Origin of the sequence: Kitasatospora sp. NPDC048298, assembly GCF_043201465.1 — a bacterium.
Classification (GTDB): domain Bacteria; phylum Actinomycetota; class Actinomycetes; order Streptomycetales; family Streptomycetaceae; genus Kitasatospora.
This window is the reverse complement of record NZ_JBICYZ010000002.1, coordinates 276,369-302,176: the sequence shown is the minus strand read 5'-3', so window position 1 is coordinate 302,176 and position 25,808 is coordinate 276,369. Positions and strand designations below refer to the sequence as shown.

At 74.3% G+C, this 25,808-nt stretch carries 23 protein-coding genes; 16 read left to right on the top strand and 7 right to left on the bottom strand.

Annotated elements, in window-relative coordinates:
- The first annotated feature begins 94 nt into the window (after nt 1-94).
- A complete protein-coding gene (locus ACGF0D_RS02495) occupies nt 95-1,309 on the top strand; it encodes a PP2C family protein-serine/threonine phosphatase (RefSeq protein WP_392913673.1) in 1,215 nt (404 codons plus the stop codon).
- A 15-nt stretch (nt 1,310-1,324) separates the two neighbouring features.
- Here ACGF0D_RS02495 and ACGF0D_RS02490 read toward each other — a convergent pair whose 3' ends face one another.
- A complete protein-coding gene (locus ACGF0D_RS02490; RefSeq protein ID WP_392913672.1) occupies nt 1,325-2,296 on the bottom strand; it encodes an endonuclease/exonuclease/phosphatase family protein in 972 nt (323 codons plus the stop codon).
- A 79-nt stretch (nt 2,297-2,375) separates the two neighbouring features.
- Here ACGF0D_RS02490 and ACGF0D_RS02485 point away from each other — a divergent pair, with 79 nt between their 5' ends.
- The 6 genes from ACGF0D_RS02485 to ACGF0D_RS02460 all read left to right on the top strand — a co-directional run bounded on the left by ACGF0D_RS02485 (nt 2,376) and on the right by ACGF0D_RS02460 (nt 10,444).
- Nucleotides 2,376-3,005: a PadR family transcriptional regulator gene (locus ACGF0D_RS02485; protein ID WP_392913671.1), complete on the top strand. Its 630-nt coding sequence runs from the start codon at nt 2,376-2,378 to the stop codon at nt 3,003-3,005.
- Nucleotides 3,006-3,075: 70 nt separating this feature from the next.
- Complete coding sequence (locus ACGF0D_RS02480; RefSeq protein WP_392913670.1) at nt 3,076-3,840, top strand: ABC transporter ATP-binding protein; 765 nt, start codon at nt 3,076-3,078, stop codon at nt 3,838-3,840.
- Nucleotides 3,837-6,683, top strand: coding sequence for an FtsX-like permease family protein (locus ACGF0D_RS02475; RefSeq protein WP_392913669.1), 2,847 nt, complete (start codon nt 3,837-3,839; stop codon nt 6,681-6,683). The genes ACGF0D_RS02480 and ACGF0D_RS02475 overlap by 4 nt, the downstream gene beginning before the upstream one ends.
- Before the next feature lie 146 nt (nt 6,684-6,829).
- Complete coding sequence (locus ACGF0D_RS02470) at nt 6,830-8,233, top strand: dipeptidase (protein ID WP_392913668.1); 1,404 nt, start codon at nt 6,830-6,832, stop codon at nt 8,231-8,233.
- Nucleotides 8,234-8,384: 151 nt separating this feature from the next.
- Nucleotides 8,385-9,326, top strand: coding sequence for an NAD(+) diphosphatase (gene nudC / locus ACGF0D_RS02465; protein ID WP_392913667.1), 942 nt, complete (start codon nt 8,385-8,387; stop codon nt 9,324-9,326).
- 278 nt (nt 9,327-9,604) lie between these two features.
- On the top strand, nt 9,605-10,444 hold the full coding sequence (locus tag ACGF0D_RS02460; RefSeq protein WP_392913666.1) for a GntR family transcriptional regulator: 840 nt from the start codon (nt 9,605-9,607) through the stop codon (nt 10,442-10,444).
- Between the two features lie 96 nt (nt 10,445-10,540).
- Here ACGF0D_RS02460 and ACGF0D_RS02455 read toward each other — a convergent pair whose 3' ends face one another.
- On the bottom strand, nt 10,541-10,798 hold the full coding sequence (locus ACGF0D_RS02455; protein WP_355268016.1) for a mycoredoxin: 258 nt from the start codon (nt 10,796-10,798) through the stop codon (nt 10,541-10,543).
- 164 nt (nt 10,799-10,962) lie between these two features.
- Here ACGF0D_RS02455 and ACGF0D_RS02450 point away from each other — a divergent pair, with 164 nt between their 5' ends.
- From ACGF0D_RS02450 to ACGF0D_RS02435, 4 genes are all read left to right on the top strand, one after another.
- Nucleotides 10,963-13,230: an ATP-dependent DNA helicase UvrD2 gene (locus tag ACGF0D_RS02450; protein ID WP_392873432.1), complete on the top strand. Its 2,268-nt coding sequence runs from the start codon at nt 10,963-10,965 to the stop codon at nt 13,228-13,230.
- 279 nt (nt 13,231-13,509) lie between these two features.
- On the top strand, nt 13,510-13,968 hold the full coding sequence (locus tag ACGF0D_RS02445) for a hypothetical protein (protein ID WP_392913665.1): 459 nt from the start codon (nt 13,510-13,512) through the stop codon (nt 13,966-13,968).
- Nucleotides 13,969-14,139: 171 nt separating this feature from the next.
- Nucleotides 14,140-14,508, top strand: a complete 369-nt coding sequence (locus ACGF0D_RS02440) for a WhiB family transcriptional regulator (RefSeq protein WP_392873426.1) — start codon at nt 14,140-14,142, stop codon at nt 14,506-14,508.
- Entirely contained in the window at nt 14,505-14,903 is a 399-nt protein-coding gene (locus tag ACGF0D_RS02435) for a hypothetical protein (RefSeq protein ID WP_392913664.1), read from the top strand. Before ACGF0D_RS02440 ends, ACGF0D_RS02435 begins: the two co-directional genes overlap by 4 nt.
- A gap of 119 nt (nt 14,904-15,022) precedes the next feature.
- Here the strand turns inward: ACGF0D_RS02435 and ACGF0D_RS02430 are convergent, their stop codons facing one another.
- Entirely contained in the window at nt 15,023-16,507 is a 1,485-nt protein-coding gene (locus tag ACGF0D_RS02430; RefSeq protein ID WP_392913663.1) for an ABC1 kinase family protein, read from the bottom strand.
- Nucleotides 16,508-17,113: 606 nt separating this feature from the next.
- Nucleotides 17,114-18,202: a TOMM precursor leader peptide-binding protein gene (locus ACGF0D_RS02425; RefSeq protein ID WP_392913662.1), complete on the bottom strand. Its 1,089-nt coding sequence runs from the start codon at nt 18,200-18,202 to the stop codon at nt 17,114-17,116.
- A 444-nt stretch (nt 18,203-18,646) separates the two neighbouring features.
- Here ACGF0D_RS02425 and ACGF0D_RS02420 point away from each other — a divergent pair, with 444 nt between their 5' ends.
- Nucleotides 18,647-19,198, top strand: a complete 552-nt coding sequence (locus ACGF0D_RS02420; protein WP_392873388.1) for a M48 family metallopeptidase — start codon at nt 18,647-18,649, stop codon at nt 19,196-19,198.
- Nucleotides 19,199-19,345: 147 nt separating this feature from the next.
- On the opposite strand, the gene ACGF0D_RS02415 is transcribed toward ACGF0D_RS02420, so the two are convergent.
- Together ACGF0D_RS02415 and ACGF0D_RS02410 are read right to left on the bottom strand one after the other, a co-directional pair.
- On the bottom strand, nt 19,346-19,933 hold the full coding sequence (locus ACGF0D_RS02415) for an NUDIX hydrolase (RefSeq protein WP_392913661.1): 588 nt from the start codon (nt 19,931-19,933) through the stop codon (nt 19,346-19,348).
- The gene (locus ACGF0D_RS02410; protein WP_392873382.1) at nt 19,930-21,453 is read right to left on the bottom strand and encodes a zinc-dependent metalloprotease; all 1,524 of its coding nucleotides are present in this window, start codon (nt 21,451-21,453) and stop codon (nt 19,930-19,932) included. Before ACGF0D_RS02410 ends, ACGF0D_RS02415 begins: the two co-directional genes overlap by 4 nt.
- Nucleotides 21,454-21,652: 199 nt before the next feature.
- Between ACGF0D_RS02410 and ACGF0D_RS02405 the strand changes: the two genes are divergently transcribed.
- The 4 genes from ACGF0D_RS02405 (at nt 21,653) to ACGF0D_RS02390 (ending at nt 25,013) form a co-directional block, all read left to right on the top strand.
- Nucleotides 21,653-22,801: an NAD-dependent epimerase/dehydratase family protein gene (locus tag ACGF0D_RS02405; RefSeq protein ID WP_392873379.1), complete on the top strand. Its 1,149-nt coding sequence runs from the start codon at nt 21,653-21,655 to the stop codon at nt 22,799-22,801.
- A 170-nt stretch (nt 22,802-22,971) separates the two neighbouring features.
- On the top strand, nt 22,972-23,412 hold the full coding sequence (locus ACGF0D_RS02400) for a molybdenum cofactor biosynthesis protein MoaE (protein ID WP_392873376.1): 441 nt from the start codon (nt 22,972-22,974) through the stop codon (nt 23,410-23,412).
- 257 nt (nt 23,413-23,669) lie between these two features.
- The gene (locus ACGF0D_RS02395; RefSeq protein ID WP_392913660.1) at nt 23,670-23,861 is read left to right on the top strand and encodes a hypothetical protein; all 192 of its coding nucleotides are present in this window, start codon (nt 23,670-23,672) and stop codon (nt 23,859-23,861) included.
- A gap of 42 nt (nt 23,862-23,903) precedes the next feature.
- On the top strand, nt 23,904-25,013 hold the full coding sequence (locus ACGF0D_RS02390) for a PDZ domain-containing protein (RefSeq protein WP_392873371.1): 1,110 nt from the start codon (nt 23,904-23,906) through the stop codon (nt 25,011-25,013).
- A 193-nt stretch (nt 25,014-25,206) separates the two neighbouring features.
- Here ACGF0D_RS02390 and ACGF0D_RS02385 read toward each other — a convergent pair whose 3' ends face one another.
- Entirely contained in the window at nt 25,207-25,779 is a 573-nt protein-coding gene (locus ACGF0D_RS02385; protein ID WP_392873369.1) for a PPA1309 family protein, read from the bottom strand.
- Nucleotides 25,780-25,808 lie beyond the last annotated feature (29 nt).

Here is a 25,808-nt window from a genome sequence, read left to right as displayed (position 1 = left end):
TGCTCCGGCCGCCAGCGAGGCCCGCATTCCCTGACCCTCAGTCATCACCGCAGGTGCCCCCGGGCATCGGCGTCTTCTGCTGGAGAGACCGAAGTTGAGCGCGACCGGATGGATCAGAGAGCGGTTCACCGGGCCGACACCGGGGCCCGCTCCGGGCGCGACCGGCACCTGGCCGAGGACGGCGCTGTCGCTGCCGTTCATCGGCATGGTGCTGATCGTCGCCCTCGACTACCTCAGCGGCACCGAGGTGACGGTCGAACCGGCCCTCACCGCCGTGCCCGCGCTGGCCGCCGTGGTCAGCCGCCGAACCTGGTACCCGCTCGCCATCGGTCTGGGCACCGAGGCGGCGGCCTTCCTGATGGCCTTCCGCAGCGACACGCTCGGCGAGTCCGTGCACGCCGCCAGCGTCTTCGCGATCCTGCTCGTCGCCGCGATCGGCTGGGTCAGCGCCACCCTGAGGCTGCGCCAGGAGCAGGCGCTCGCCGACGCCCAGCTGGTCGCCTCGATCGCCCGCCGGGTGCTGCTGCGGCCCGTCCCCGAGCGGGTCGGCACCGTCCGGGCCGCCGTCCACTACGAGGCCGCCGCCGCGCACGCCCGGATCGGCGGCGACCTCTACGAGGTGGTCAACACCCGGCACGGGGTGCGGGCCGTGGTCGGTGACGTCCGCGGCAAGGGCCTCGGCGCGGTGGAGACGGCCGCCGCCGTGCTCGGCGCCTTCCGCGAGGCCGCCCACCAGGAGGCCGCCCTGGACCGGGTGGCCGGCTGGCTGGCCGTCAGCCTCGACCGCGCCCTGCACGAGAACGACCACCCGGGCGTGGAGGAGGAGTTCGTCACCCTGGTGCTGATCGGCGTCGGGCCCGACGGCACCGCGGAGATCGTCAACTGCGGCCACCCCGCCCCGCTGCTGCTGCGCGGCGGCGAGGTCAGCGCGCTCGAACTCGCCGAGACCGTACCGCCCCTGGGCGTCCTCGACCCGGCCGACGTCTGCCCACCGGTGCACCGGCTGCTGCTCCAGGGCGACGACCGGGTGCTGCTGTTCACCGACGGGGTGATCGAGGCCCGCGACCGCGCGGGCGTCTTCTACCCGCTCGCCGAACGCTTCCCGCGCTGCGCCGACGGCCGCCCGGCCGACGTCCTGCGGCGCCTGCACGAGGACGTGGTGCGCCACGTCGGGCGCCAGCTCGGCGACGACGCGGCCATGCTGCTGCTCCAGTTCGACCCCCCGCCCGCGCTCGGGCCGGCGGTGCCCAGGGCCGCCGCCACCGCCGTCCAACTCCCCCAGCAGGCCGGGATCCTGACGCCCCAGTAGGGAACCGGCCCCGTCCTACAGCGACACCTCGACCAGCAGCGGGCGGTGGTCCGACACCGCCGCCCGCGGCGCCGCCGCCGGGCCGACCGCCGCACGCGGCACCCCGATCGCCAGCACGTGGTCGAACTGCACCGCCGGCCGGTGCGAGGGGTAGGTCGGCGTACGCGCCAGGTCGTACCAGCCCTGCAGCCGCGGCCGCGGCTCGCGCACCCGGCGCCGGCGCGGCTCGGCCAGCGAGGGCCGGGCCCGCCGGGCCGCCCGCAGCTCCCGCACCCGGGCCCGCGGCGCGCTGCGCTCCAGCGCCGTCGCCCCGCCGAGCACCGTGCGCGGCACCGCGCCGACCAGGTTGAAGTCGCCCAGCACCAGGTACGGCTGGGGCAGGTCGGCGATCCAGCGCCGGATGCCGGCCAGCTGCGCCATGTTCCAGCCGGGGACGAACGACAGGTGCGCCGCCACCACGGTGAACGGCCCGCGCTCGCCCTCCAGGACGGCCGCCAGCGCCGCCCGCGGCTCGTCCGGCACCGGGGTCAGGCCGCGCCGCCCGGCCACCCGCAGCGGCAGCCCGAACGGCGCCGGGGCGAACCGCCGGGCCCGCCAGTGCCGCACCGGAAGCCTCGTCAGCAGCGCCGTCCCGTAGGAGGGCGGGGCGCCGTCGCCCGTCTCGTCCGGCCCGTACACCCGCAGGGCGCCCGGCTCGGACGGCTCCCTGACCCAGCCCGCCACCGGCGCCGGGCGGCCGTGCAGCGCGGCGGCGAAGCGCCAGTCCTTGGCACCCATCGCCGCGGCCGCCACCGCCGCCTGGTCGGTGCCGCCGGAGCGTGCCTGGTGCCGGTCCACCTCCTGGAGGGCCAGTACGTCGGCGTCCAGGGCGGCCACCGCCTCGGCCAACGGCCAGCCGGCGTCGGACGGGTAGGGCCGTGGTCCGCCGTCCGGGGCGAGCGGCTGGCCGTGCAGGAGGTTGAAGGTGGCGATGCGCAACTGGCTCACACCGCACGACGGTACCCGCTCCCCGGGGCGGGCGGACCCGGCTTGAGGCGCCGGGGCATACCGGGTATACATACTCGGTATGTCCATCCGTCACGGTCTGCTCGCCCTGCTCGACCAGGGCCCGCGCTACGGCTACCAGCTGCGCACCGAGTTCGAGGCGCGCACCGGCGCCACCTGGCCGCTCAACGTCGGGCAGGTCTACACCACACTGTCGCGGCTGGAACGCGACGGACTGGTCGAGCCCGCGGGGGAGGACGACGAGGGTCACCAGTTCTACGCCACCACCGACGCCGGCCGGGAGGAACTGCGCACCTGGTTCGACACCCCGGTGCCCAGGACCAACCCGCCGCGCGACGAACTGGCGATCAAGCTCGCCATGGCGGTGACCGTCCCCGGGGTGGACGTCTCCGCCGTCGTCCAGGGCCAGCGCCGGCACAGCATCAAGGCGCTCCAGGACTACACCCGCCTCAAGGGCCGCGCCCTCGCGGGCGAGACGCGCCCCGGCGCGGTGCCCTCCACCGGCAACGACCTGGCCTGGCTGCTGGTCCTCGACCAGCTCATCTTCCAGACCGAAGCGGAGATCCGCTGGCTCGACCACTGCGAGACCCGGCTCGCCCAGCAGGCCGAACTCCTGCAGACCCGCACCGCCGAGGCGGCCGACGACGGTGCCGCGCCCGCCAGGCGCGGCCGCCGTCGCCTGCGCACCTGAGCCCCCGCGGTACCGAACCACCAGGCTCGGACCCGACTCCGAGCGCACACCCAGCACAAGGGGGGAATTCGTGTCCCACACCGAAGAGGCCCGGCAGACGCCGGTGCTCCACCTGGAGAACGTCACCCGCGTCCACGGCCAGGGCGCCGCCGAGGTCCAGGCCCTGCGCGGCGTCGACCTCAAGGTCCACCCCGGCGAGTTCGTCGCCGTCATGGGCCCCTCCGGCTCCGGCAAGTCGACCCTGCTCACCCTGGCCGGCGGCCTGGACACCCCCAGCGGCGGCCGGGTCCTCGTCGAGGGCGTCGCCCTGGGCGAACTCAACCGCAAGAAGCTCGCCCAGGTCCGCCGCCGCTCCGTCGGCTACGTCTTCCAGGACTACAACCTGATCCCGGCGCTCACCGCCGCCGAGAACATCTCGCTGCCGCGCGAACTCGACGGGCTGTCCGCCCGCGCCGCCCGCCGCGAGGCCCTCGTCGCCCTGGAGGAACTCGGCATCCCCGAACTCGCCGACCGCTTCCCCGACGACATGTCCGGCGGCCAGCAGCAGCGCGTCGCCATCGCCCGCGCCCTGATCGGCGACCGCCGCCTCGTCCTCGCCGACGAACCCACCGGCGCCCTCGACTCCACCACCGGCGAAGCCGTCCTCGCCGTCCTGCGCGCCCGCTGCGACGCCGGCGCCGCCGCCATGATGGTCACCCACGAGGCCCGGCACGCCGCCTGGGCCGACCGCGTCGTCTTCCTGCGCGACGGCCGGATGGTCGACGAGTCCACCAGCCAGGACGCCGCCAGCCTGCTCGTCAGCGCCGCCGGCAACAGCCTGAAGGTGGACGAGTGAAGCTCAGCGCCTGGCGGGTGGCCCTGCGCATAGCCCGCCGCGACGCCCTGCGCGCCAAGGGCCGCAGCGCCCTCGTCATCGCCATGGTCGCCCTGCCCGTCCTCGGCGTCACCGGCGCCGACGTGGTCTTCCGCAGCGCCGAACTCACGCCCGTCGAACACTCCGTCCGGGTCATGGGCCAGGCCGCCGCCGAAGTGCACATGGTCGAACGCGGCTCCTCCATCCAGCAGGCCCCCGACCCCGAGCAGGGCTTCACGATCAAGGACCCCAAGGACGAGGCCAAGAACGGCGCGGCCCCCGCGTACACCCCCGCGCAGCAGCGCGCCCTCGACACCGCACCCGCCGAACTGGCCCGCCGGCTGATCCCGGGCGCCACCCTGGTGCCCGAGCTCAGCGGCCCGTACACCGCGGCGAGCAGCACCGAGGGCCTGCTCAGCACCCGGGTCAGCGAGGCCGACCTGGCCGACCCGGTCTGGCGCGGCCGGATCGACCTGCTCAGCGGCCGGGCCCCCACCGCCGACACCGAGGCCGCCGTCACCCAGGACTTCCTCAAGCGCTCCGGACTCAGGATCGGGGACAAGACCGCCGTCCGCGGCCTGGAGTCCAGCCCCTTCACCATCACCGGCGTCTACGAGTACCCCGGCGAACTGCGGGCCACCGAACTCACCGCCCGCCCCGGCACCGTGCTCCACAAACTCCCCGAGAACCCCGACGACCCCGGCAAGGGAGAGCCCACCCGCTGGCTGGTCAAGCTCCCGGCCGGCGCCACCGTCGACTGGCAGAAGGTCAAGGAACTCAACGAGTACGGCTTCGCGGTCACCTCGCGCGCCGTCCTGAGCGACCCGCCGGCCCGCGCCGACGTCCCGTACTACGTCCAGCAGAAGCAGTACGGCGGCGGCACCAGCTACTTCAACCGGACCGACGTCGTCATCCTCGCCACCGTCGCCGGCATGGCCCTGCTGGAGATCGTCCTCCTCGCGGGCCCCGCCTTCGCCGTCGGCGCCCGGCGCTCCCGGCGCCAGCTCGGACTGCTCGCCGCCGCCGGCGGTGAGCGCGCCAACGTCCGCGCGGTCGTGCTCGGCGGCGGCATCGTCCTCGGCATCACCGGCGCCGTGGTCGGCCTGGGCCTCGGCATCGGCCTGGTCGCCCTGCTGCAGACCACCGCCGAGGAGCGCTCCGGCCGGCGCTTCGGCCACTTCGCCCTGCCGCCGCTCGACCTGCTCGGCATCCTCCTCGTCGGACTCGTCACCGGCCTGCTCGCCGCCGTCGTGCCCGCCGTCCAGGCCTCCCGGCAGGACGTCGTCGCCGCGCTCACCGGCCGCGACACCCTCAAGCCGCCGAGCCCCAAGCTCGCCGTCTTCGGCCTGCTGATGCTCGCCGGCGGCGCCGCCCTCGCCCTGTTCGGCGCCACCGGTGGCATCGGCAACCGCAGCTTCGCCGTCCTCGGCGGCTCGGCCGTCGCCGAACTCGGCATGGTCGCCCTCGTGCCCTACCTCGTCGGCCTGTTCGGCCGGCTCGGCCGCTGGCTCAGCCTCGGCCCCCGGCTCGCCCTGCGCGACTCCGTGCGCCACCGCGGCCGCACCGCGCCCGCCGTCGCCGCCGTGATGGCCGCCGTCGCCGGCTCCGTCGCCGTCAGCGTCTACATCGCCAGCTTCGAGGAGCAGTACCGGCGCGAGTACGTCGCCTCCGGCCCGTCCGGGGCGGTCATCCTCGGCAGCGGCTGGTCGGCCGACGACAAGCTGCTGCCGCAGATGCGCGAGGCCGTCGAACGCAGCATCCCCGACCTCGGCCCGCGCGCCGACGTCCAGCGCGTCGAACCCAAGGCCGACTGCGGTGCCGGCAGCTACTGCGGCTACGTCAGCGTCGAGCTGCCCAAGGAGGACCGCTGCCCGCTCATGGACTCGGAGGAGACCCTCTCCGACACCGAGCGCGAGCGGATCCTCAGCACCGACAAGCGCTGCCGGTCGAACCACCACTGGGGCAACCCCTCGTACGGCCCGGTCACGGTCGGTGACGCCACCCTGCTGCGCAACCTCTACGGGATCACCGACCCGGCCGCCGGCCAGGCCCTCGCGGGCGGCAAGGCCGTCGTCTTCGACGCCCGCTACATCAAGGACGGCAAGACGATCGTCCGGATCACCGGTCCGAACCCCACCACGAACGACGGGAGCCGCGCGAGCAAGCCCACCCACACCGACGTCGCCCTGGACGCCGTCCTCGCCCCCTCCTCCCCGGCCGCCCCGGCCCAGGTCGTGGTCGGCCAGGACACCGTCACCCGACTCGGCCTCAACACCCGGCCGGCCGGCTCGGTCTGGCTGCCCGCCGCCGTGCCCACGGACGGCGCCCAGCAGAAGGCCGACGGCACGCTGGCCAAGCTCAGCGACCACAACGTGCTCAAGATCGAACGCGGCTACGAGTCCCCGGCCGGACTGATCCAGTTCGGGCTGAACGTCTTCGCGGCCATCGTCGCCCTCGGCGCGGCCGGCATCGCCACCGGACTGGCCGCCGCCGACTCCCAGCGCGACCTGACCACCCTCGCCGCCGTCGGCGCCGAGCCCCGCATCCGGCGCTCGCTCTCCGGCTTCCAGTGCGGGGTGATCGCCGCCATGGGCACCTTGCTCGGCGTGGTCTGCGGCGTGGTGCCCGGGGTGGCGCTGCGCAAGGTCGAGGCCGCGGCGAGCAGCTACCCCGGGATGAGCCCCGAGGAGCTCGCCAACAAGGCGGCCCTGGTCTTCCCGTGGCCCACCATCGCCGCCACCGTGCTGCTGCTGCCGGTGATCGCCGCCGCGCTCGCGGCGCTGATGACCCGCTCGCGGATCACCCTGCTGCGCCGCTCCGGCTGAGCCCCGGGGCGCGGGCCCGCGCCCGCTCCCGTCACCCCCGTCCGCGGCACCGCCGCGGCGGGGGTGACGGAGGTTACAGCCCCGACGGCGCCCGGCAGCCGGACGGTCGGGGCGGGCACCCGCACGGGCGAACTACAGTCGTCGGTATGACGAGAACCCCGGACAGCGTCGTCCGCTCCTACATCGATCAGCACCAGGCCGCCTTCCTCGCCGACCTCGCCGAGTGGCTGGCCATCCCCTCGGTCTCCGCCGACCCGGAGCGGGCCGGCGACGTGCGGCGCTCGGCCGAGTGGCTGGCCGCCAAGCTGGGCGAGACCGGCTTCCCGGTGACCGAGGTGTGGGAGACCGACGGACTGCCGGCGGTGTTCGCCGAGTGGCCCTCCGGGGACCCGTCCGCGCCGACCGTCCTGGTCTACGGGCACCACGACGTCCAGCCCGCGGCCAAGGAGGACGGCTGGGAGACCGAGCCGTTCACCCCGACCGTGGTCGACGGCCGGCTGTACGCGCGCGGCGCCGCCGACGACAAGGGCCAGGTGTTCTTCCACACCCTGGGCGTGCGCGCCCACCTCGCCGCCACCGGCCGCACCGCGCCGGCCGTCAACCTCAAGCTGCTGATCGAGGGCGAGGAGGAGTCCGGCTCGCCGAACTTCGCCGACCTGGTCCGGCGCGAGGCCGCGCGGCTGGCCGCCGACGTCGTCGTCATCTCGGACACCGGCATGTGGTCCGCGACCACGCCGACCGTCTGCACCGGCATGCGCGGCCTGGCCGACGCCCAGATCGACCTGTACGGGCCGGACACCGACATCCACTCCGGCTCCTTCGGCGGCGCCGTCCCCAACCCGGCCCAGGTCGCCGCGGAGCTGGCCGCCGCCCTGCACGACACCGACCGCAAGGTCGCGATCCCGGGCTTCTACGACGGCGTCGTCGAGCTGACCGAGACCGAGCGCGAGCTGTTCGCCGAGCTGCCCTTCGACGAGGAGCAGTGGCTGAGGGTCGCCAAGTCGTACGGCACCCGCGGCGAGGCCGGCTACTCCACCCTGGAGCGGATCTGGGCCCGCCCGACCGCCGAGGTCAACGGCATCTGGGGCGGCTACACCGGCCCCGGCGGCAAGACCATCGTCCCCGCCTCGGCGCACCTCAAGCTGTCCTTCCGGCTGGTCGCCGGGCAGGAGGTGGAGAAGGTCCGCGAGGCGGTGCGGGCCTGGGTGGCCGGGCAGGTGCCCGAGGGCATCCGCCACGAGCTGGTCTTCCCCGGCGCGACCCGGCCCTGCCTGACCCCGCTGGACCACCCGGCGCTGCAGTCCACCGTCCGCGCGATGGGACGGGCCTTCGAGCAGAAGATCCTCTTCACCCGCGAGGGCGGCTCCGGCCCCGCCGCCGACCTCCAGGACGTGCTGGGCGCGCCGGTGCTGTTCCTCGGCATCTCGGTGCCCTCGGACGGCTGGCACTCGGTCAACGAGAAGGTCGAGCTGGACCTGCTGGCCAAGGGCGTGGAGACCGCCGCGTACCTCTGGGGCGACCTGGCCGAGAACTTCCGGCCGGGGGCATGACCTCCGCAGTGCGCACCGGGGGCGTGACCCCCGCAGCGCGCGCCGAGGGCGTGAGCACCACCGCGCGCACCGGGGGGACAGCCCCTGGTGCGCGCACCGAGGCAGCCAGATCACTCATCCGGATGATTCACCACGTGGGGATGGAACAGACGTGAGCACCGTGCCTGAGACCGAGCGCCCGCTGCCCCTGGCACTGGCCCGGTCCGGGGTGGACCGGGCGGCCGAGCACCGTTTCGACGAGCCCTGGCTGGCGGCCGCCTGGAGCCACCCGAGCACCCGGGTCCTGCCGATCGCCGGCGGCGAGGCGTTCGTGGTCGACACCGCGCAGGGCACCGAACTCGTGCTGCTGCCCTCCTTCGAGGCGCCGCAGACCGGCGACCGGTACTTCCTCGGCACCGACGAGGACGGCGTCTCGTACTTCGCGCTGGCCGGCGAGAGCCTGCCCGGGCGCCTGGACGGCGACGCCCGCCCGGCCGGGCTGCGCGAGGTCGGCGGGCTGCTGTCCGACCGGGACGCCGGGCTGTTGGTGCACGCCGTGGCGCTGGAGCACTGGCACCGGCTGCACAGCTTCTGCTCGCGCTGCGGGCACCCGACCGAGAAGGCCGGCGCCGGGCACGTGCGGCGCTGCACCTCCTGCGCGGCCGAGCACTACCCGCGCACCGACCCGGCGGTGATCATGGTGATCACCGACGAGCAGGACCGCTGCCTGCTCGGCCGCCAGGCGCTGTGGCCGGAGGGCCGCTGGTCGACGCTGGCCGGCTTCGTCGAGCCGGGGGAGTCGATCGAGCAGGCGGTGGCCCGCGAGGTGCACGAGGAGGCGGGCGTACGGGTCGGCGAGGTGCGCTACGTCGCCAGCCAGCCCTGGCCGTTCCCGTCCAGCCTGATGCTCGGCTTCCTGGGCAAGGCGCTGCCCGGCGGCACCGAGATCACCGTGGACGGCGAGGAGCTGGCCGAGGCGCGCTGGTTCTCCCGCGAGGAGCTGCGGGCCGGGATGGAGGCGGGGGAGATCCTGCCGCCGTCGGGCATCTCGATCGCCCGGCACCTGGTCGAGCTCTGGTACGGGGAGCCGCTGCCGTCGGCGGCGCGCTGGTAGCCCCGTAGGGTCCCGTAGGACGCGTCGGCGGTCCCGCCGGTTCCACGGAAAGGGCGCCGGCGCGAAAGGGCCGCACGAAAGGGGGGCGCGTGGACAATTCCATGCGCCCCCGTTTTTCTCTCCAATCCCGTCCCGCATTCACCACGACCAGCTGTTCGTATCCGGACGGGCCAGTTCTGCTACCGGGAGGGTGGCGCGCGGGCCCGTTGTCAACCCGCTCGGACGATATTGCCGGAAACCGCTGAAACCGGCTCGCCCCGCTCGCTACATTCACCAGGGTGACAATCCCCCGGGGCACCGCCCAATCCCCCAAATACCAGCGCCTCGCCGCCGACCTGCGCCGCCGGATCGCCGAAGGCGAGTTCACCGCCGACGCCGCCCTGCCGGTCGAGAGCGAACTGGAGCGCCAGTACGGCGTCGCCCGCAACACCGTCCGGCTCGCCGTCGACGTCCTGGTCAACGAGGGCCGCCTGGTCCGCCTCCAGGGCAAGGGCACCTACCTGCGCGAACACCCCGTCCTGGACCACCGCGCCTACGGGCCCAGCCCGACCCCCGCACCGCGCGACTGCCTCGCCGCGCCCTCCGCCGTCTACCTCGGCGAAGCCGCCGAAGCCGGACGGGAACTCGGCACCGACTTCGAGATGATGATCGTCCGGGCCCGGGTGGACATCGCCGAACGCCTCGGACTGCGCCCCGGCGAGGCCATCGTGGTCCGCCGCCAGCTGCGGCTGCTCGACCGCGAGCCGTACTCCATCGAGGAGAGCCACTACCGGGCCGGCCTCGCCGCCGGCACCCCGCTGATGGAACCCGACCCCGTCGAGGGCGGCGACGAAGCGGTGCTCGCCGTCCTCGGGCGCACCGAGATCGGCGCCGTGGACCACCTGGTCGCGCGGATGCCGGGCCCCGAGGAGGCCCAGTGGTTCCAGGGCGGCCCCGGCGTGCCGCTGCTGGTGCAGACCCGCGTCACCTACGACCGGCGCGGGCCCGTACGAGTCATCGAGACCCGCTACTCGGCCGACCGCAGCCGGCTCGTCTACGGCGTCGGCGACCTCGGCGCCCGCACCACCCTGCCTGCCCCCGCCACGCCCGTCGACCCGGCCAGGGCCGACGCGCAGTGACGCGCGCCGGCCCCGCCGGCCCCGGCGGTTCCGTCCCCGGCCCGGCGGGGTCGGGGGCCGGCCCCGGCCGGGTCGACGGGTCCGGGGCCGCGGGGCTCAGGCCGCCAGGGCCTTCTTGACCTGCAGCAGGCTCGGGTTCGTCATCACGACCTGCTCGCCGCCGCCGGCCGGCGTCACCAGCACCGTCGGAACGGTCTGGTTGCCGTTGTTCACCGACTCGACGAAGGACGCCGACGCCGGGTCCTCCTCGATGTTGATCTCGGTGTAGCCGATGCCTTCACGGTCCAGCTGGCTCTTGAGTCGGTTGCAGTACCCACACCAGGTCGTGCTGTACATCGTCACGGTGCCGGACATCGAGGGGGCTCCTTCGAAAGAGAGGTGCGAACGGTCTCCGGAGGGAACGTCCACCGAACGGCGGGCATTCCGGCACGCCGTCGACCACCGCGCGGAGCGATCATCCTGCGATCGCACCGGCCCTGTGGACAACTCCGTCCGCAATGTCCCCCCGGGCTGAGAGGATGGAACGCATGCAGGAAGACCTCTTGAGCGGCAGCCCCTACGACGGCCCCCACGGCTCCCCCTGGGCCGACCCCGGCGCCGCCACGGGCCCGGACGCCGTGCTCGCCGGGCTCGACCCCGAGCAGCGCGCCGTCGCCACCGCCCTGCACGGTCCCGTCTGCGTCCTGGCCGGCGCCGGCACCGGCAAGACCCGCGCCATCACCCACCGGATCGCCTACGGCGTGCGCAGCGGCGTCTACCACCCCCAGCAGGTCCTCGCCGTCACCTTCACCGCCCGCGCCGCCGGCGAGATGCGCGGCCGCCTGCGCCAGCTCGGCGCCGACGGCGTCCAGGCCCGCACCTTCCACGCCGCCGCCCTGCGCCAGCTCCAGTACTTCTGGCCGCGCGCCGTCGGCGGCCCCGTCCCCCAACTCCTGGAACGCAAGGTCCAACTCGTCGCCGAAGCCGCCGGCCGCTGCGGCCTGCGCGTCCAGCGCACCGAACTGCGCGACCTCACCGCCGAGATCGAATGGGCCAAGGTCACCCAGATCGCCCCCGAGGACTACCCCTCCGCCGTCGCCAAGTCCGGCCGCGACGCCCCCCGCGACCCGGCCGAGACCGCCCAGGTCTACCGCGTCTACGAGGAGACCAAGAGCCGCCGCGGCAACATCGACTTCGAGGACGTCCTGCTGCTCACCGCCGCCATCCTGGAGGACCGCCCGGACATCGCCGACCAGGTCCGCTCCCAGTACCGGCACTTCACCGTCGACGAGTACCAGGACGTCTCCCCGCTCCAGCAGCGCCTGCTCGACCAGTGGACCGGCCCCGACGGCGGCGCCAGCCTCTGCGTCGTCGGCGACGCCAGCCAGACCATCTACTCCTTCACCGGCGCCACCCCCGACTACCTCCTCAACTTCCGCAGCCGCCACCCCGGGGCGACGGTGGTCAAGCTCGTCCGCGACTACCGCTCCACCCCCCAGGTCGTCCACCTCGCCAACGGACTGCTCGCCCAGGCCCGCGGCGAGGCCGCCCGGCACCGCCTGGAACTCGTCTCCCAGCGCGAGGCCGGCCCCGAACCCGTCTACACCGAGTACGAGGACGAACCCACCGAGGCCGAGACCACCGCCCGCCGGATCAAGGACCTGCTCGCCACCGGCGTGCGCGCCAGCGAGATCGCCGTGCTGTTCCGCACCAACGGCCAGTCCGAGGTCTACGAACAGGCCCTCGCCGACCTCGGCGTCCCCTACCAGCTCAAGGGCGCGGAACGCTTCTTCGAACGCCCCGAGGTCCGGGACGCCGGCGTCCTGCTGCGCGGCGCCGCCCGCGCCGCCTCCGACCCGCTCACCGACGGAGCCCCCGACCTGGCCGGCCAGGTCCGCGCGGTCCTCGCCACCCGGGGCTTCACCGCCGAGCCGCCGGCCGGCTCCGGCGCCGTCCGGGACCGCTGGGAGTCACTGGCCGCCCTCGTCCGACTGGCCGAGGAGTTCGAACGCACCCGCACCGCGGCCGGCCAGGACACCGACCTCGCCGCCTACGTCGCTGAACTGGACGCCCGCGCCGCGGCCCAGCACGCCCCCGCCGTCGAGGGCGTCACGCTCGCCTCGCTGCACGCCGCCAAGGGCCTCGAATGGGACGCCGTCTTCCTGGTCGGCCTCACCGAGGGCACCCTGCCGATCATCTACGCCAAGACCGACGAACAGGTCGAGGAGGAGCGCCGCCTCCTCTACGTCGGCGTCACCCGCGCCCGCAAGCACCTCACCCTCTCCTGGGCGCTCTCCCGCTCCCCGGGCGGGCGAGCCAGCCGCAAGCCCAGCCGCTTCCTGGACGGGCTGCGCCCCGGCTCCTCCGCCCCCGGCGCGCGCACCGGCGCACGCGGCGGGCGAGGGGGCGTCGAGCCCGGCGAGCGCTCCGCCGCTCGGCGGGTCCGCGGGCCGGTCAAGTGCCGGGTCTGCGACAAGGTGCTCACCGAGGCCGTCGAGCGCAAGCTGCGCCGCTGCGAGAGCTGCCCGTCCACGATGGACGAGGGGCTCTACGAACGGCTGCGCGAGTGGCGGGCCCGGCAGGCGAAGAAGCAGGGCGCGCCGGCCTACGTGGTGTTCACCGACGCCACGCTGATGGCGATCGCCGAGGACGTGCCCGCCGGCCGCGGGGAACTGGCCGCCATCTCCGGGGTCGGCGCCATGAAGCTGGACAAGTACGGGGCGGCCGTGCTGTCGTTGTGTGCGGGGGAGGAGCCCGAAGAGGATCCGGACGACGTCGAGGACGGCGGTCCGGCCGATCCGGCCTGAGCCGGTACGGGCGCGGTCCACGGGGCCGCTTCGAGGGCTTCGCAACCCGTCGTGTGTCGTGCCGAAGAACTCGCGTGAAAAATAGTTTGCGCCGCGTACCGGGAGCGCAATAGCCTGCCGGAGCGGTCAAGGGGACGCGGTCGCACGGGGTGAAACCTGTGCCGGTGCCCCTCGCCCGAGAGCTTCACAACGCTTTACCGAGCTTCACCGAGACAGACATCCGAACATTCGGAGCCAGGGAGACCAGGCTCCGCGAGACGCCGAGAGGAGGCGAAGACAGTGGGAAACATCATGATCACCAAAATGACTGGCCAGACCGTTGTCGCTGCCTCCCTGCGTGCCGCCCGCCTGCGGGCGTTCGCCGAGCTCGGTGGAACCGGTCTGGGTCTCGACACCACCGGTGTCCTCGCCGTCCCCGCTGTCAGTGGTCTTGGACACACTGATCTGTGCCTCACGGGCAGCAGGAGCGTCGACGGGACCTTTGTCGAGACCGGTCTGTCCCGTGACCGGGCGTCGTTCGGCACGTCGTGCTCCCTGCGCGACGAGCGACCGACCCAGGCACCGAAGGCGGCAGTAGCCGCCGCCATGCATGGCGGCTATGCGCAGGTCATCGGTGCCGGAAACACCCAGAAGCAGAACGAGCAGCAGATTAACCAGGCCGCGGTCGCCCCCATGGGCGCCAAGGCCGTCCGGATGTGGGCCTTCCGCGGCCCTGAACCCTGGAGAGAACGAACCTGAGCCAGCCTCAGGTCGGCACCTCCAGGGCCGCGGAACCCGTCACCACCGGGATCCGCGGCCCTTCTGTTTTGTCCGGTACGCAAGACCACCCAGGCCCTCCGGGGCCTCCGGCCCAGCACCACCAGTCCCCTGGGTCGGAACCACTGAGAAAAGACGAGGAAGACGCCAACAGTGTCCACGGTCATCACGCCGCCCACCCCGTCCGTACCGCAGACAAGCCAGATCACCAAGGCCGACCAGGCCGACCCCCCGGAGGTTCCTTCCATGCAGCTCAGCTCGATCGAGCAGGCCGAGTCCCTCGGTCTCCCCATCCCCTGCCGCGCCTTCGACCCCGAGGTCTTCTTCGCCGAGACGCCGGCCGACGTCGAGTACGCGAAGTCCCTCTGCGGCACCTGCCCGGTGAAGGACGTCTGCCTGGCCGGCGCCCTGGAGCGGCGTGAGCCGTGGGGCGTCTGGGGTGGCGAGCTGTTCGTCCAGGGCGTCGTGGTGGCGCGCAAGCGTCCCCGTGGCCGTCCGCGCAAGACCGAGGTCATGGCGTGAACCCCGCCCACGAGGCCAGGGTCGTCCGCCGGGGAGAGCAGCCCCCGCTGGACAGCGCCCTCCGCCGATCCGTGCGGATCGCCGCCGCCAAGGCCGACGCCGCAGCCCGCATCCCGTTCCCGAGCAAGCACCACGAGCAGGACCACGACATGAACCCCGCCGCCGTCGATCCCACCGCCCGCGCCGAGCAGGCCACCGAACTTCAGACCCAGAACAGGATCCTCGAGATGCAACTCCTCCACGAATCCCTGGCCCGTGCCCATATGCAAGACAGGCGGCACGAGGCCGAGAACCAACGGCTCGTCAGCCGGGTCGTGCGGGCCCACAAGCTCAGGCAGCGGGCCGAGCGCGCTTCGATGCGCGCCCGCAAGGCGCTCGCCGTCGCGCTGATGTAGGGCCCCGGCCCGAGGGCCCGTCCGCCGCAGGCCCTCCCGGACTCCGGTCCACCCCCGTCGTGCCGCAGGCCGCTCCCCGTCGTCGGGGAGCGGCCTGCGGCCGTTGTCGCGGTGCCGGGTCAGTCCTTGCGGACCCGGGCCCGCTCGGCGTCCTCGCGGGCCGGACGGGCCTGCCGCGCGGGGCCGGTGAGCTTGCCGGGCTTCGCATGGCTCCCGGGCTTCTCGTGGCTCCCGGGCGTTGCGGAGTTCCCGAGCCCCGCGGGGCCCGCCGACCGCTGGTGGGCGAACTCGGGCAGCCACTCCAGCATCTCCGCGCGGAACGGCGCCTTGGCGCCCAGCTGGCAGAGCACCCCGATGGTGCTCAGCGTCACCCGGTGGATCAGCAGGTACGCCGGGGGCAGGTTCAGCTGCTTGCCCAGGTTGTAGGCGGGCGAGCGCGGGTCGGCGATCCGGGCCGCCTGGGCGCGCATCCAGGTCCGGGTGAAGTGGAAGTTCTCCACCGCGGCCGGCTCGATGATCGGCAGCAGGTAGTCGAGCACCGCGTCCGGGTCCAGCCGGATCGAGGGCTTCACGAAGCCCTCCTCGCGCAGCATCCGGAGCACGCCCGCCGCGTCCCCGGCCAGCGCCATCCGTAGCGAGGCCCCGATCGGCGCGGGCAGCCCGCCGGGCAGCCGGTCCACGGTGCCGAAGTCCAGCACGCCCAGCCGCCAGCCCGACACCGGGCCGTCGTCCTTCAGCAGCCGGAAGTTGCCCGGGTGCGGGTCCGCGTGCAGCAGCCCGGTCCGGGACGGGCCCGCGAACAGGAACCGGGCCAGCAACTGCCCGGCGCGGTCGCGCTCCTCCTGGGTGCCGCCCGCGATCACCTCGGCCAGCGGGGTGCCGCCCATCCACTCGGTGACCAGCACCTGGTCGGCCTGGGCCACCACGCCCGGCACCACGATGTCCGGGTCGTCCGTGAACTCCTCGGCGTGCCGGTGCTGGGCCTGCGCCTCCAGCTCGTAGTCCAGCTCCTCCGAGACGCGCTCGCGCAGCTCGGTGATCAGCGGCTTGACGTCCAGCCCGGGGATCAGTGGGCCCAGCAGCCAGGCCACCCGGCTCAGCTGCGAGAGGTCCGCGAGCAGCGCGTCACCCGCGCCCGGGTACTGCACCTTGACGGCGACCGTACGGCCGTCGTGCCACACCGCCTTGTGCACCTGGCCGATCGAGGCGGCGGCCGCGGGGCGGTCGTCGAACTCCCGGAACAGCTCGCGCCAGTCCTCGCCGAGTCGCTGGGCGAGCGCGGTGTGCACCTTGGCGGCGGGCATCGGGGGAGCGGCGTCCTGGAGCTTGGTGAGCGCCGCCCGGTACGGCCCGGCGACCTCCTCGGGCAGCGCGGCCTCGAAGACGGACAGCACCTGCCCGAACTTCATCGCCCCGCCCTTGAGTTCGCCGAGGACCTTGAACAGCTGGTCGGCGGTGGCCTGTTGGAGCTCGGCGGTGACCACCTCGGCGGAGCGGCCGCCGATCCGCTTGCCCAGGCCGAGCGTGGCGCGACCGGCTATCCCCAGCGGCAGGGCGGCGAGCCGTGCCGTGCGGGTCACTGCCTTGCGCGGAAGATCGCTCACCCCGGGCCTCCAATCCCTGGCCGCCCGGTTCCGGGCGGCCGACCATCTCTACGCCATTGTGCCCGCTCCCTGTCGCCCGCCCCGCGGAATTCCGCGGGGCGGGGCGGGGAGTGGCTTCCCTTTGTGGGGAGTTGGGCGGCTTGGGGTGGTGGGGTAGGGGAGGGGGTGGTGGTTCTGCGCAGGAAGTCGGCTCGGCCGACTTCCTGCGCAGGGGTGTGATGTCGCCTTTCCCCGGGGCCCCCTCCCCCCTCCCCCCTCCCCCACCCCACCCACCCTCGCCACCCGCCCACCGCACCCACCATCCACTGCCCTGCGCCCACCACCCGCCCGCCTCGTGCCCCGTGCGGTGGCTCCCCGCCCTCCTACGGCCCGCGCCCTGCCCCGGGCAGGGCGCAGGCCGTAGGAGGGCTCGTGCCTGCCCCTGGGGGCCTCGACCCCGGCGAGGGGGGTTCGTCGGTACCGCGGGCTCACCTGGCCGTCGGCTCGTACGGCCGGTGGGTGCCCGTGGTGCCGTGGGGAGGCCAGGGGCTGCCGAGCCGTGCAGCCGCCGGGCCTGCTCCCGTCAGACTCGTCTTCCTCCTTCCGCTCCTACTCCTCCTCCGTTCCTCACCCCGGCGGCAGCGGCTGCCACAGGCAGCCGCAGTCCGGGTGCCCGCGCAACCGCAGGCGCCGTGGCATGCCGTCCCGGGCCGACACCTCGCACCAGCCGTCGACGCTCGGGGGCCGGCCGCCGTCCAGGAACACCTGGATGTGCAGTGCCGCCAGTCCGGCGACCGCCGTCGCCAGTGCCGTGTCGCAGGCCGGTGTCCGGGCCCGGCCGGGGCCTCCGTCGGCCAGCTGGGCCAGCACCCGCGGCCAGGCCGCGTCCTCGTCCTCCCGCCGCAGCACCAGGCAGTGCCCGCAGGCCGACATCCCGGGGATCACCAGCGGCCCGATGACGCCGAACTCCTCGACCACGCCCACGTAGAGGTGTGGCACCCCGGCCCGTAGCAGCAGCCGGGCCTCGTACGTCCCGCCCGCGAAGGCGGCGCTGCCGTCCCGGGGCGCGAGGACCACGAAGTCCGGTGGCGGGTCCCCGGGCCGCCGCCGGGGCACCGGAACCGGAGCCCGGCCCGCGGCGCGCTGCACCGCCTCCCGGGCCGCCGTCGCGCGCAGCCGTCCGACGTCCCCGGGCGGCAGCCCGGCGGGGGAGCAGTCGCCGGGCTTGACCCGGCCGCCGTCCGCGACGGTGACCGTGCCGGTGCCGCCCGCGGCGAGCACCGCCGCCACGGCGGTGCCGACCCGGCCCGCGCCGCGCACCTCGATCCGTGCGTCGGCCCGGCGGCCCAGGACCGCCGGTGCGGCGCCCGGGCCGGAGTGGACCAGGGAGAGCGAGGCGAGGTCAGGCCCGAGCAAGTCCCGCTGTTGATGGGGGAAGCGGGCCAGTGCGCGGTCGCCGGCCTCCGCGTCGTCGAGCAGGCCGGTCTCCTCCAGGTCGGCGAGCAGGGCGTCGGCCGGTTCGCGGCCGAGCCCGATGCGTTCGCCCTCGTTCAGGAGTTCCGGTCGGTCGCGCGTCCCGTCGAGCAGCGCGAGGAAGTCGCAGAGGGTCTTGTCGGCGTTGCCGAGCACCCCGGCGAACCGGGTGACGGTGCCGAACTGCAGGGTCTCCGAGTCCCGCCAGCTGCGGGACAGCGCGGGTTTGAGGGTGAGGCGCACGACGATCTCCCTTCCGATCGTTTCCGGACGGCTGACCGCAGCTTGCCCCATCGCGTGGGTGTCGTGCGGAAGGTTATCCACAGGTCCGCGCGTATCATCGGGCCATCCGTTCGCATGCCCTGTGGATAACGCGGCATCCGCCCGGGCGTCGGTTTCCGGACACCCGCCGTCGACTTTTCGTTCGCGATCGCTCCATGAAAGATTCCGGCCAGGGCAGCGGACTTCTGTCAGGGGTACCGGGTAACGTCGTGTGCCATGGCAGCCGAGCGGGACTCCCATCCACCGGCGTCGCGTCGGCGTGCCCGTGCAGCGTCCGGGTCGCAGGTCGAGGGGCCGAACACGCGCGGGCGCCCGGACCAGCGGCAGCAGCCGAGGCCGGGCCCGTCGCAGCCGCCGCCCGCCGGCGCCGCGGCTCCCGAGGCGCAGGACCGGAGCCGGGTCGAGGTGCGCCGCAGCGCCCGCCGCAGCCGTACCGTCTCCGCCTACCGCGAGGGCGACCGCACCGTCGTGCTGATCCCGGCCCGGATGTCGCACGCCGAGGAGCAACGCTGGGTCGCGCAGATGCTGGAGAAGCTCGCCGCCCAGGAGTCCCGGCGGATTCCCGGGGACGAGGGGCTGATGGCCAGGGCCCGTGAGCTGTCGGCCTCGTACCTGGGCGATCGGGCCCGGCCCAGCCAGGTCCGCTGGGTCACCAACCAGAATTCCCGCTGGGGTTCCTGCACCCCGAGCGAGGGGACGATCCGCCTCTCGCACCGTCTCCAGGGCATGCCGGAGTACGTGCTGGACTACGTGCTGCTGCACGAGCTGGCGCACCTGCTGGTGCCGGACCACGGCCCGGCGTTCTGGGCCCTGTTGGAGTCCTATCCGCGGACCGAGCGGGCCCGCGGCTATCTGGAGGGCGTGGTCTCCGCCGCCCGGCTGCCGCACATCCCGGGTGCTCGGCACGCGGCCCCGAACCCGACCGGGCCGGATCCGGCGGCGTCCTCCTGCGGCTGAGGGCGCGCGGGGGCGGCGCGGGCCAGGCCAGGCCGGGCCAGGTCGGGACGGTGCGGCAGGAGCCGTGGGCCCGGTCGGGTCCGACCGGAGGAGCGACGGAAGGGGGCGCGGGCCAATAGGCTCCGCGCCCCCTTCGGGTGTCACGCCTCAGCCGGTCAGCTGCCGTGCCCGGGAGACCAGGTCGCGCACCGAGTGGTCGGTGAGCTCCGGCAGCCGGTCGTAGTCGAACCAGCGCAGGTCCAGCGACTCCTCGCTGATCAGTGCCTGAGCGCCGGCCGGGGCCAGCGCGATGTACTGGACGTCCAGGTGGGTGTTCTCCGGCCGGTCCTTGCCGGTGCAGCGCACCAGGTGCCGGTCCAGCTTCGCCGGCACCGGGGCGCCGTCGCTCTCCAGCAGCACCAGGTCGGGGATGCCGGACTCCTCGACGGCCTCGCGCAGCGCGGCCGAGGCGAGGTCACGGTCACCGGGCTCGCAGTGCCCGCCCATCTGGAGCCACATGCCGACCTTGGGGTGCAGCGTGAGCAGCACCCGCCCGGCGGCCGGGTCGACGACCGCCGCGCTCGCGGTGATGTGCGCGGGCAGGCAGGACCGGTACAGGCCGTCGGGCCGCGCCGCGAGGTGCTCCAGGTAGTCGAGCCGCAGCCGCTCCTGGTCCTGGTCGGCGGGCCGCCACCCGGTCAGCGTGCGGACGGCGTCCGCGTGCAGGGTGGCGGCGGGCGTCTCGGTGTCCGTCATGCGGTGGGCTCGCCCTTTCCGTCGGTGCCGTCCTCGTCGGTCTTCGGCTGCTCGTCCTTCTTGGTGAGGTCGGGCTTGCCGGCCGCGGCCTCGCCGAGCAGCCTGTCGAGCGCGTCGAAGTCGATGCCGCCCTCCAGGTCGTCGGCGGAGCCCCGGTGCACGAAGGCGTCCGGGTCGTCCAGGTCGGCGGCGGTGGGCAGCATGTCCGGGTGCTCCCAGAGCGCGTCGCGGCCCTCGACGCCGCGGGCGTCGGCGAGCAGCGCCCAGAGCCGGGAGGCGTCGCGCAGCCGGCGCGGGCGCAGCTCCAGGCCGACCAGGGTGGCGAAGGTCTGCTCGGCGGGCCCGCCGGCGGCGCGGCGGCGGCGGACGGTCTCGCGCAGCGCGCCGGACTGCGGCAGGTGCGGTTCGGCGGCGGCGTGCACGACGGCGTCGACCCAGCCCTCGACGAGCGCGAGCGCGGTCTCCAGGCGGGCGAGCGCGGCCTTCTGCTCGGGGGTGTCCTCGGGCTGGAGCAGGCCGCCGGCCAGGGCCTCCTGGAGCGCTTCCGGGTTGCTCGGGTCGAGCTGGCCGACCAGTTCCTCCATCCGGGAGGTGTCCACCTTGATGCCGCGGGCGTAGGCCTCGACGGCGCCCAGCAGGTGGGCGCGCAGCCACGGCACGTGGGCGAAGAGCCGCTGGTGGGCGGCCTCGCGCAGGGCGAGGTAGAGCCGGACCTCGTCGGCGGGCACGTTCAGGCCCTCGCCGAACTCGGCGACGTTCTGGGGCAGCAGCGCGGCCTTGCCGGCCGGGGCGAGCGGCAGGCCGACGTCGGCGGAGCCGACCACCTCGCCGGCGAGCGCGCCGAGCGCCTGGCCGATCTGGGTGCCGAACATGGCGCCGCCCATCGAGCGCATCACGCCCATCAGGGGGCCGGCCATGGCCTGCATCTCCTCGGGCAGGACGCCGCCCATGGCGTTGCCGACGCGCTCGGCGACCGGGTCCACCAGGTCCTTCCAGACCGGGAGGGTGGCCTCGATCCACTCGGCGCGGCTCCAGGCGACGGCGGTGCCGGCGCCGGAGGGGAACTCGGTGGAGCCGTCGAGCCACAGGTCGGCCAGGCGGATGGCCTCGGCGACGGCGGAGCGTTCGGCGTCGCCGACCGAGCGGTCCTTGCTCTTGCCCTCGGCAGGCTCGGCGACCACGGTCTGGCGGGCGATGTTCTTGGCGAGGTCCCAGTTCACCGGGCCGCCCTCGAACGAGAGCATCTGGCCGAGCTGCTGGAAGGCGGCGCCGAGGTCGCCCGGGTTCATGCCGCCGAACATCGCGGCGAAGGGGTTGTCGGCTCCGGCGCCGCCGGGGCCGCCCGGGGTGCCGGGCAGGCCGAACATCGCGCCGAAGGGGTTGCCGCCGCCGAAGCCGAACGACTGCGGGCCGCTGCCGGACTGCTCCTGGTCCTTCTTCTTCTGCGCGTCGTCGGGCTTGGCCTTGCCGTCCTCGGGCTCCTCGGGCGGAACGCCGAATCCGAAGGGAAGGTCGCTCACGGGGTCCTCGATCCGGTCGGCCGTCATGCGGGTGTGGCGGAAAAGTCTGCGCCCGGGGCGGCGGTGGAGTGGGGGACTCGGGGGCGGCTCCCGCGCGGCAGGCCCGCGCCGGGTGCACCGCCGGGCCTTCGCCTCGGGCAGGATGGACGTACGTGACACACGTCCGTACGCACATAAAGCTAACCGTGGAGGATGGCCGGTGAGTTCCCCGCCCTCGGACGTTCGCTCTGGGCTGACCGGAGGAGAGGACGCGTCGGACACCACGGCGTCGCCGCCTCCAGCCTACGGCGGTCGGCTGCTGACCGTGGCGGTCACGGGTGCCGCGGGGGTGCTGGGCGAGCGGGTCGCCGCCCGGCTGGTGGCCTCTCCGCACGTGCGGAAGGTCCTCGCGGTGGACGACCGGCGGGGCGACGTTCCGGGCGTGCAGTGGCGGGTGCTCGACGTGCGGGACCCGGCGGTGGCCGAGCGGCTGGCCGGGGTCGACGTGGTGGTGCACCTGGCGATGGACTTCGGCATGGAGTCCGACGCCCGGGCCCGCAGCGCCTACAACGTGCGCGGCGCCCAGACGGTGCTGACCGCGGCCGCGGCCGCCGGCGTGCACCGGGTGGTGCTGTGCACCTCGGCGATGGTCTACGGGGCGCTGGCCGACAACGAGGTGCCGCTGGCGGAGGATTCCGAGCTGCGGGCGACCGAGGAGGCCTCGCTGGTCGGGGACCTGCTGGAGATCGAGCGGCTGGCCCGCCGGGCGCCGCGCGCCCACCCGGGCCTCCAGGTGACGGTGCTGCGCCCGGCCGTGGTGGTGGGCCCCGGCGTGGACACCGTGCTGACCCGGCACTTCGAGGCGCCCCGGCTGCTGGTGGTGGCCGGGTCCCGGCCGTGCTGGCAGTTCTGCCACGTGGACGACCTGGCGGCGGCGCTGGAGTACGCGGTGCTGGGCCTGGTCGAGGGCGAGGTGACGGTCGGCTGTGACGGCTGGCTGGAGCAGGAGGACGTGGAGCGGCTGTCCGGGATCCGGCGGATGGAGCTGCCGGCCTCGCTGGCGCTCGGTACGGCGGCGCGGCTGCACCGGCTGGGCCTGACCCCGGCCCCGGCCGGGGACCTGGCGTACACGATGTACCCCTGGGTGGTGTCCGGCAGCCGGCTGCACGAGGCGGGCTGGCGCCCGGCGCACACCAACGAGCAGGTGCTGGCCGAGCTGCTGGAGCAGGTGTCCGGCAAGCACGCGGTGGCCGGGCGCCGACTGGGCGGCAAGGAGGCGGCGACCAGCCTGGGGGCGGCCGGGGCGACGGTGGCGCTGGTCGGTACGGCGGCGCTGGTGCGCCGGGCCCGTAGGCGGCGGCGGTTCTGACCGGCCGGTGACGCGTCCGCGAGCGGCGGTTCCGACAGGGCGGTGCCGACGGGGCGGGTCGGGTCGGCCGGGCGGCGCCCGGCGGGGGTTTCTCGCGATGCGAAATCCCCGCCTCGTGATGCGGAAGGGGGGCTTGCCCCGGCCCGTGCCGGATGGGGAATCATGGGGCCATGTCCGAGAACCACGACCCCATCCGCCTGCTCGCCATCCGCGACACCCCGCTCTCGCTGGACGAGGTGTACGAGGCGGTCGGTGACGACGCGGCGGGCGGTACCACCGTCTTCGTCGGGACGGTCCGGGACCACGACGGCGGCAAGTCGGTCTCCGCGCTGGAGTACAGCTGCCACCCCACGGCCGAGCGGGAGATGCGCCGGATCGCCGAGAAGGTGGCCGCGGACTTCCCGGTCCGGGCGCTCGCCGCGGTCCACCGGGTGGGCCGGCTGGAGATCACCGACAAGGCCGTGATCGTCGCCGTCTCCTGCGCCCACCGCGGCGAGGCCTTCGCCGCCGCCCGTCGGCTGATCGACGACCTCAAGCACGAGGTGCCGATCTGGAAGCACCAGGTCTTCTCCGACGGCGAGGAGGAGTGGGTCGGCGCCGGCGGCTGCTGAGGACCGCTCCCGGGCCGGCGGAACCGATCGGCACGCCTCGGGGAACCGGTCTGCACACCTCGCGGAACCGGCCGGCACACCTCGCGCGTCCGACGGGTGAGGCGCGCCGGGATGTCACTCCAACGGCCCCGTGACGGCGCTCCGAATACTCCCCGGAAGTGAGCCGATCGGCCGTCCCGTAACCCGGACGGCGCCGGCCGCGTTGTCCGCCGGAGTGGTTAATCTGCTCATAGACACGACGAGCTGGGAGTACTGGTATGAGTGCGCTCGCCTGGCTGATCATTCCGGGTGTCGCCGGTGTCGCCGCCGGCCTCTGGGCACTGTGGGCCCAGCGGGAACCGCGGGCCGCCGGGGATCCGGCCTCACTCGCCGAACACCAGCGCTTCATGGCCGCCATGGAGCGCACCACCGCGGGCACCGCGGCCCCGGGGGAGGGCTCCGGCAGGTAGCCCGGCGGGCGCCTGTTCACGCCCGTCCCGTACTGTCGAGGCATGCCACGCCGCTCCGCGACGATGCTCGCTGCCACCCTGCTGCTCATAGCGCTGCTCTGCGTCTCGGTGCTGATGAAGGTTCCGTACACGGAGATGAGCCCGGGGCCGACGTACAACACGCTCGGCAACCAGGGCGGCAAGCCGGTGATCAGCATCAGCGGGCACGACTCGTACCCGACGACGGGCAACCTCAACATGACCACGGTGCAGGTCACCGGGGCCAAGTACGAGCCCAGCCTGGTCAACGCGGTGGTCGGCTGGCTGCGGGACGACGTGCTGGTGGTGCCGCACGACAACGTCTACCCCAAGGGGCAGTCGGACGCGGAGGCCAAGAAGCAGAACGCCGAGGAGTTCGCCTCCTCCGAGGACAGCGCCCGCACCGCGGCGCTCAAGCAACTGGGCATCCCGGTCGGCAGCGAGCTGATCGTGAAGTCGGTCACCGCGGGTGCCCCGGCCGAGGGCCGGCTGCACGCGGGCGACCAGATCGTGGCCGTGGACGGCACCCCGGTCGGCTCGGTCGAGCAGGTGGTCGCGGCCGTCACCAAGCACAAGCCGGGCGAGTCGGCGGTCTTCACCGTCGTGCCGCGGGTCAAGGACGGCAACGGCGCCGCCGCCGCGGGCGGGAAGACCGACGTCACGGTGCCGACCGCACGGGCCAAGGACCTCGACCCGCAGGCCCCGGCCGAGCGGGCGGAGCTCGCGGTGGTGGGCATCGGCACCGGGCTCCGGCACACCTACCCGTTCCAGATCGACATCGGCCTGCAGGACGTCGGCGGCCCGAGCGCGGGCCTGATGTTCTCGCTCGGCATCATCGACAAGCTCACCCCGGGCGGCGACCTCACCGGCGGCAAGTTCGTGGCCGGCACCGGCACCATCGACGACGACGGCAAGGTCGGCCCGATCGGCGGCATCTCGATGAAGCTGATCGCCGCCCGGGACGCCGGGGCCCAGTACTTCTTCACCCCGTCCTCGAACTGCGCCGAGGCGAGCAAGAACGTCCCGTCCGGGCTGACCCTGATCAAGGCGGACACGCTGGACGGCGCGCTGAAGTCGCTGGAGCAGGTCCGCTCCGGGCAGACCTCCGCGCTGCCGTCCTGCGCCGCCAAGTAGCCGCCGGGCCGGGCGGCCGCCGGGCCACGGAACGGCCGGCCAAGTAGCCGCCGAGCCACGGAACCGCCGAGCCATGGAACGGCCGGCCAAGTAGCCGCGGAACCGCCGGGCCGGGAAGCCGCCGCCGGGCCGGGAAGCCGCCGCCGGGCCGGGAAGCCGCCGGCGGCCCCGGGAGGCCGCCGCCGGGAAGGCGTCAGGCGAAGGTCGCCAGCAGCGCCTCGGTCAGGCCGGGCACCAGGTCGGGGCCGGTCAGCACCTCGCGGGCGACGTCCTTGGAGCGCAGCCGCAGGGCGATCTCCTTCTTGCCGTCGCGGAGCACCGCGGCGGTGATCCGCACCTCCTCGCGCTTGGGGTGGTTGGCCACCCACTCGGCGAGCTGGGCGTCGCTGGCGCCCCGCGGGCGGGACTGCTCGGCGCCCGGGGGCAGCATCAGGCGCTCGACGACCAGGGCGCAGCCGGCCACGGAGTCGGGCCAGGCGATGGTGCCGAGGAACTTGTCGAGCTCCATGCCGGCGGGCAGCTCGTCCTGCTCGATCGGGGTGAGGCCGGCCTCGTCGCCCTCGGCGAGGCCGAGCTGCTTGGCGATCTTCGGGTTGGCCTTGCGCAGGGCGGCGCTGTCCACCAGGGCGAAGAGTCGGGCCGGGAGGTCCCAGCCGAGGGTGGCGGCGTACTCGTCGATCTCCAGCGCGGCCCGGGTCAGCGGGGTGGCGGCCGGGAGCTTGGAGACGTCGTCGGGGGAGTTGTTCAGATCAGACGCGTCGGACATGCCTCAATCCTCACACGCCGGGCGGGGCG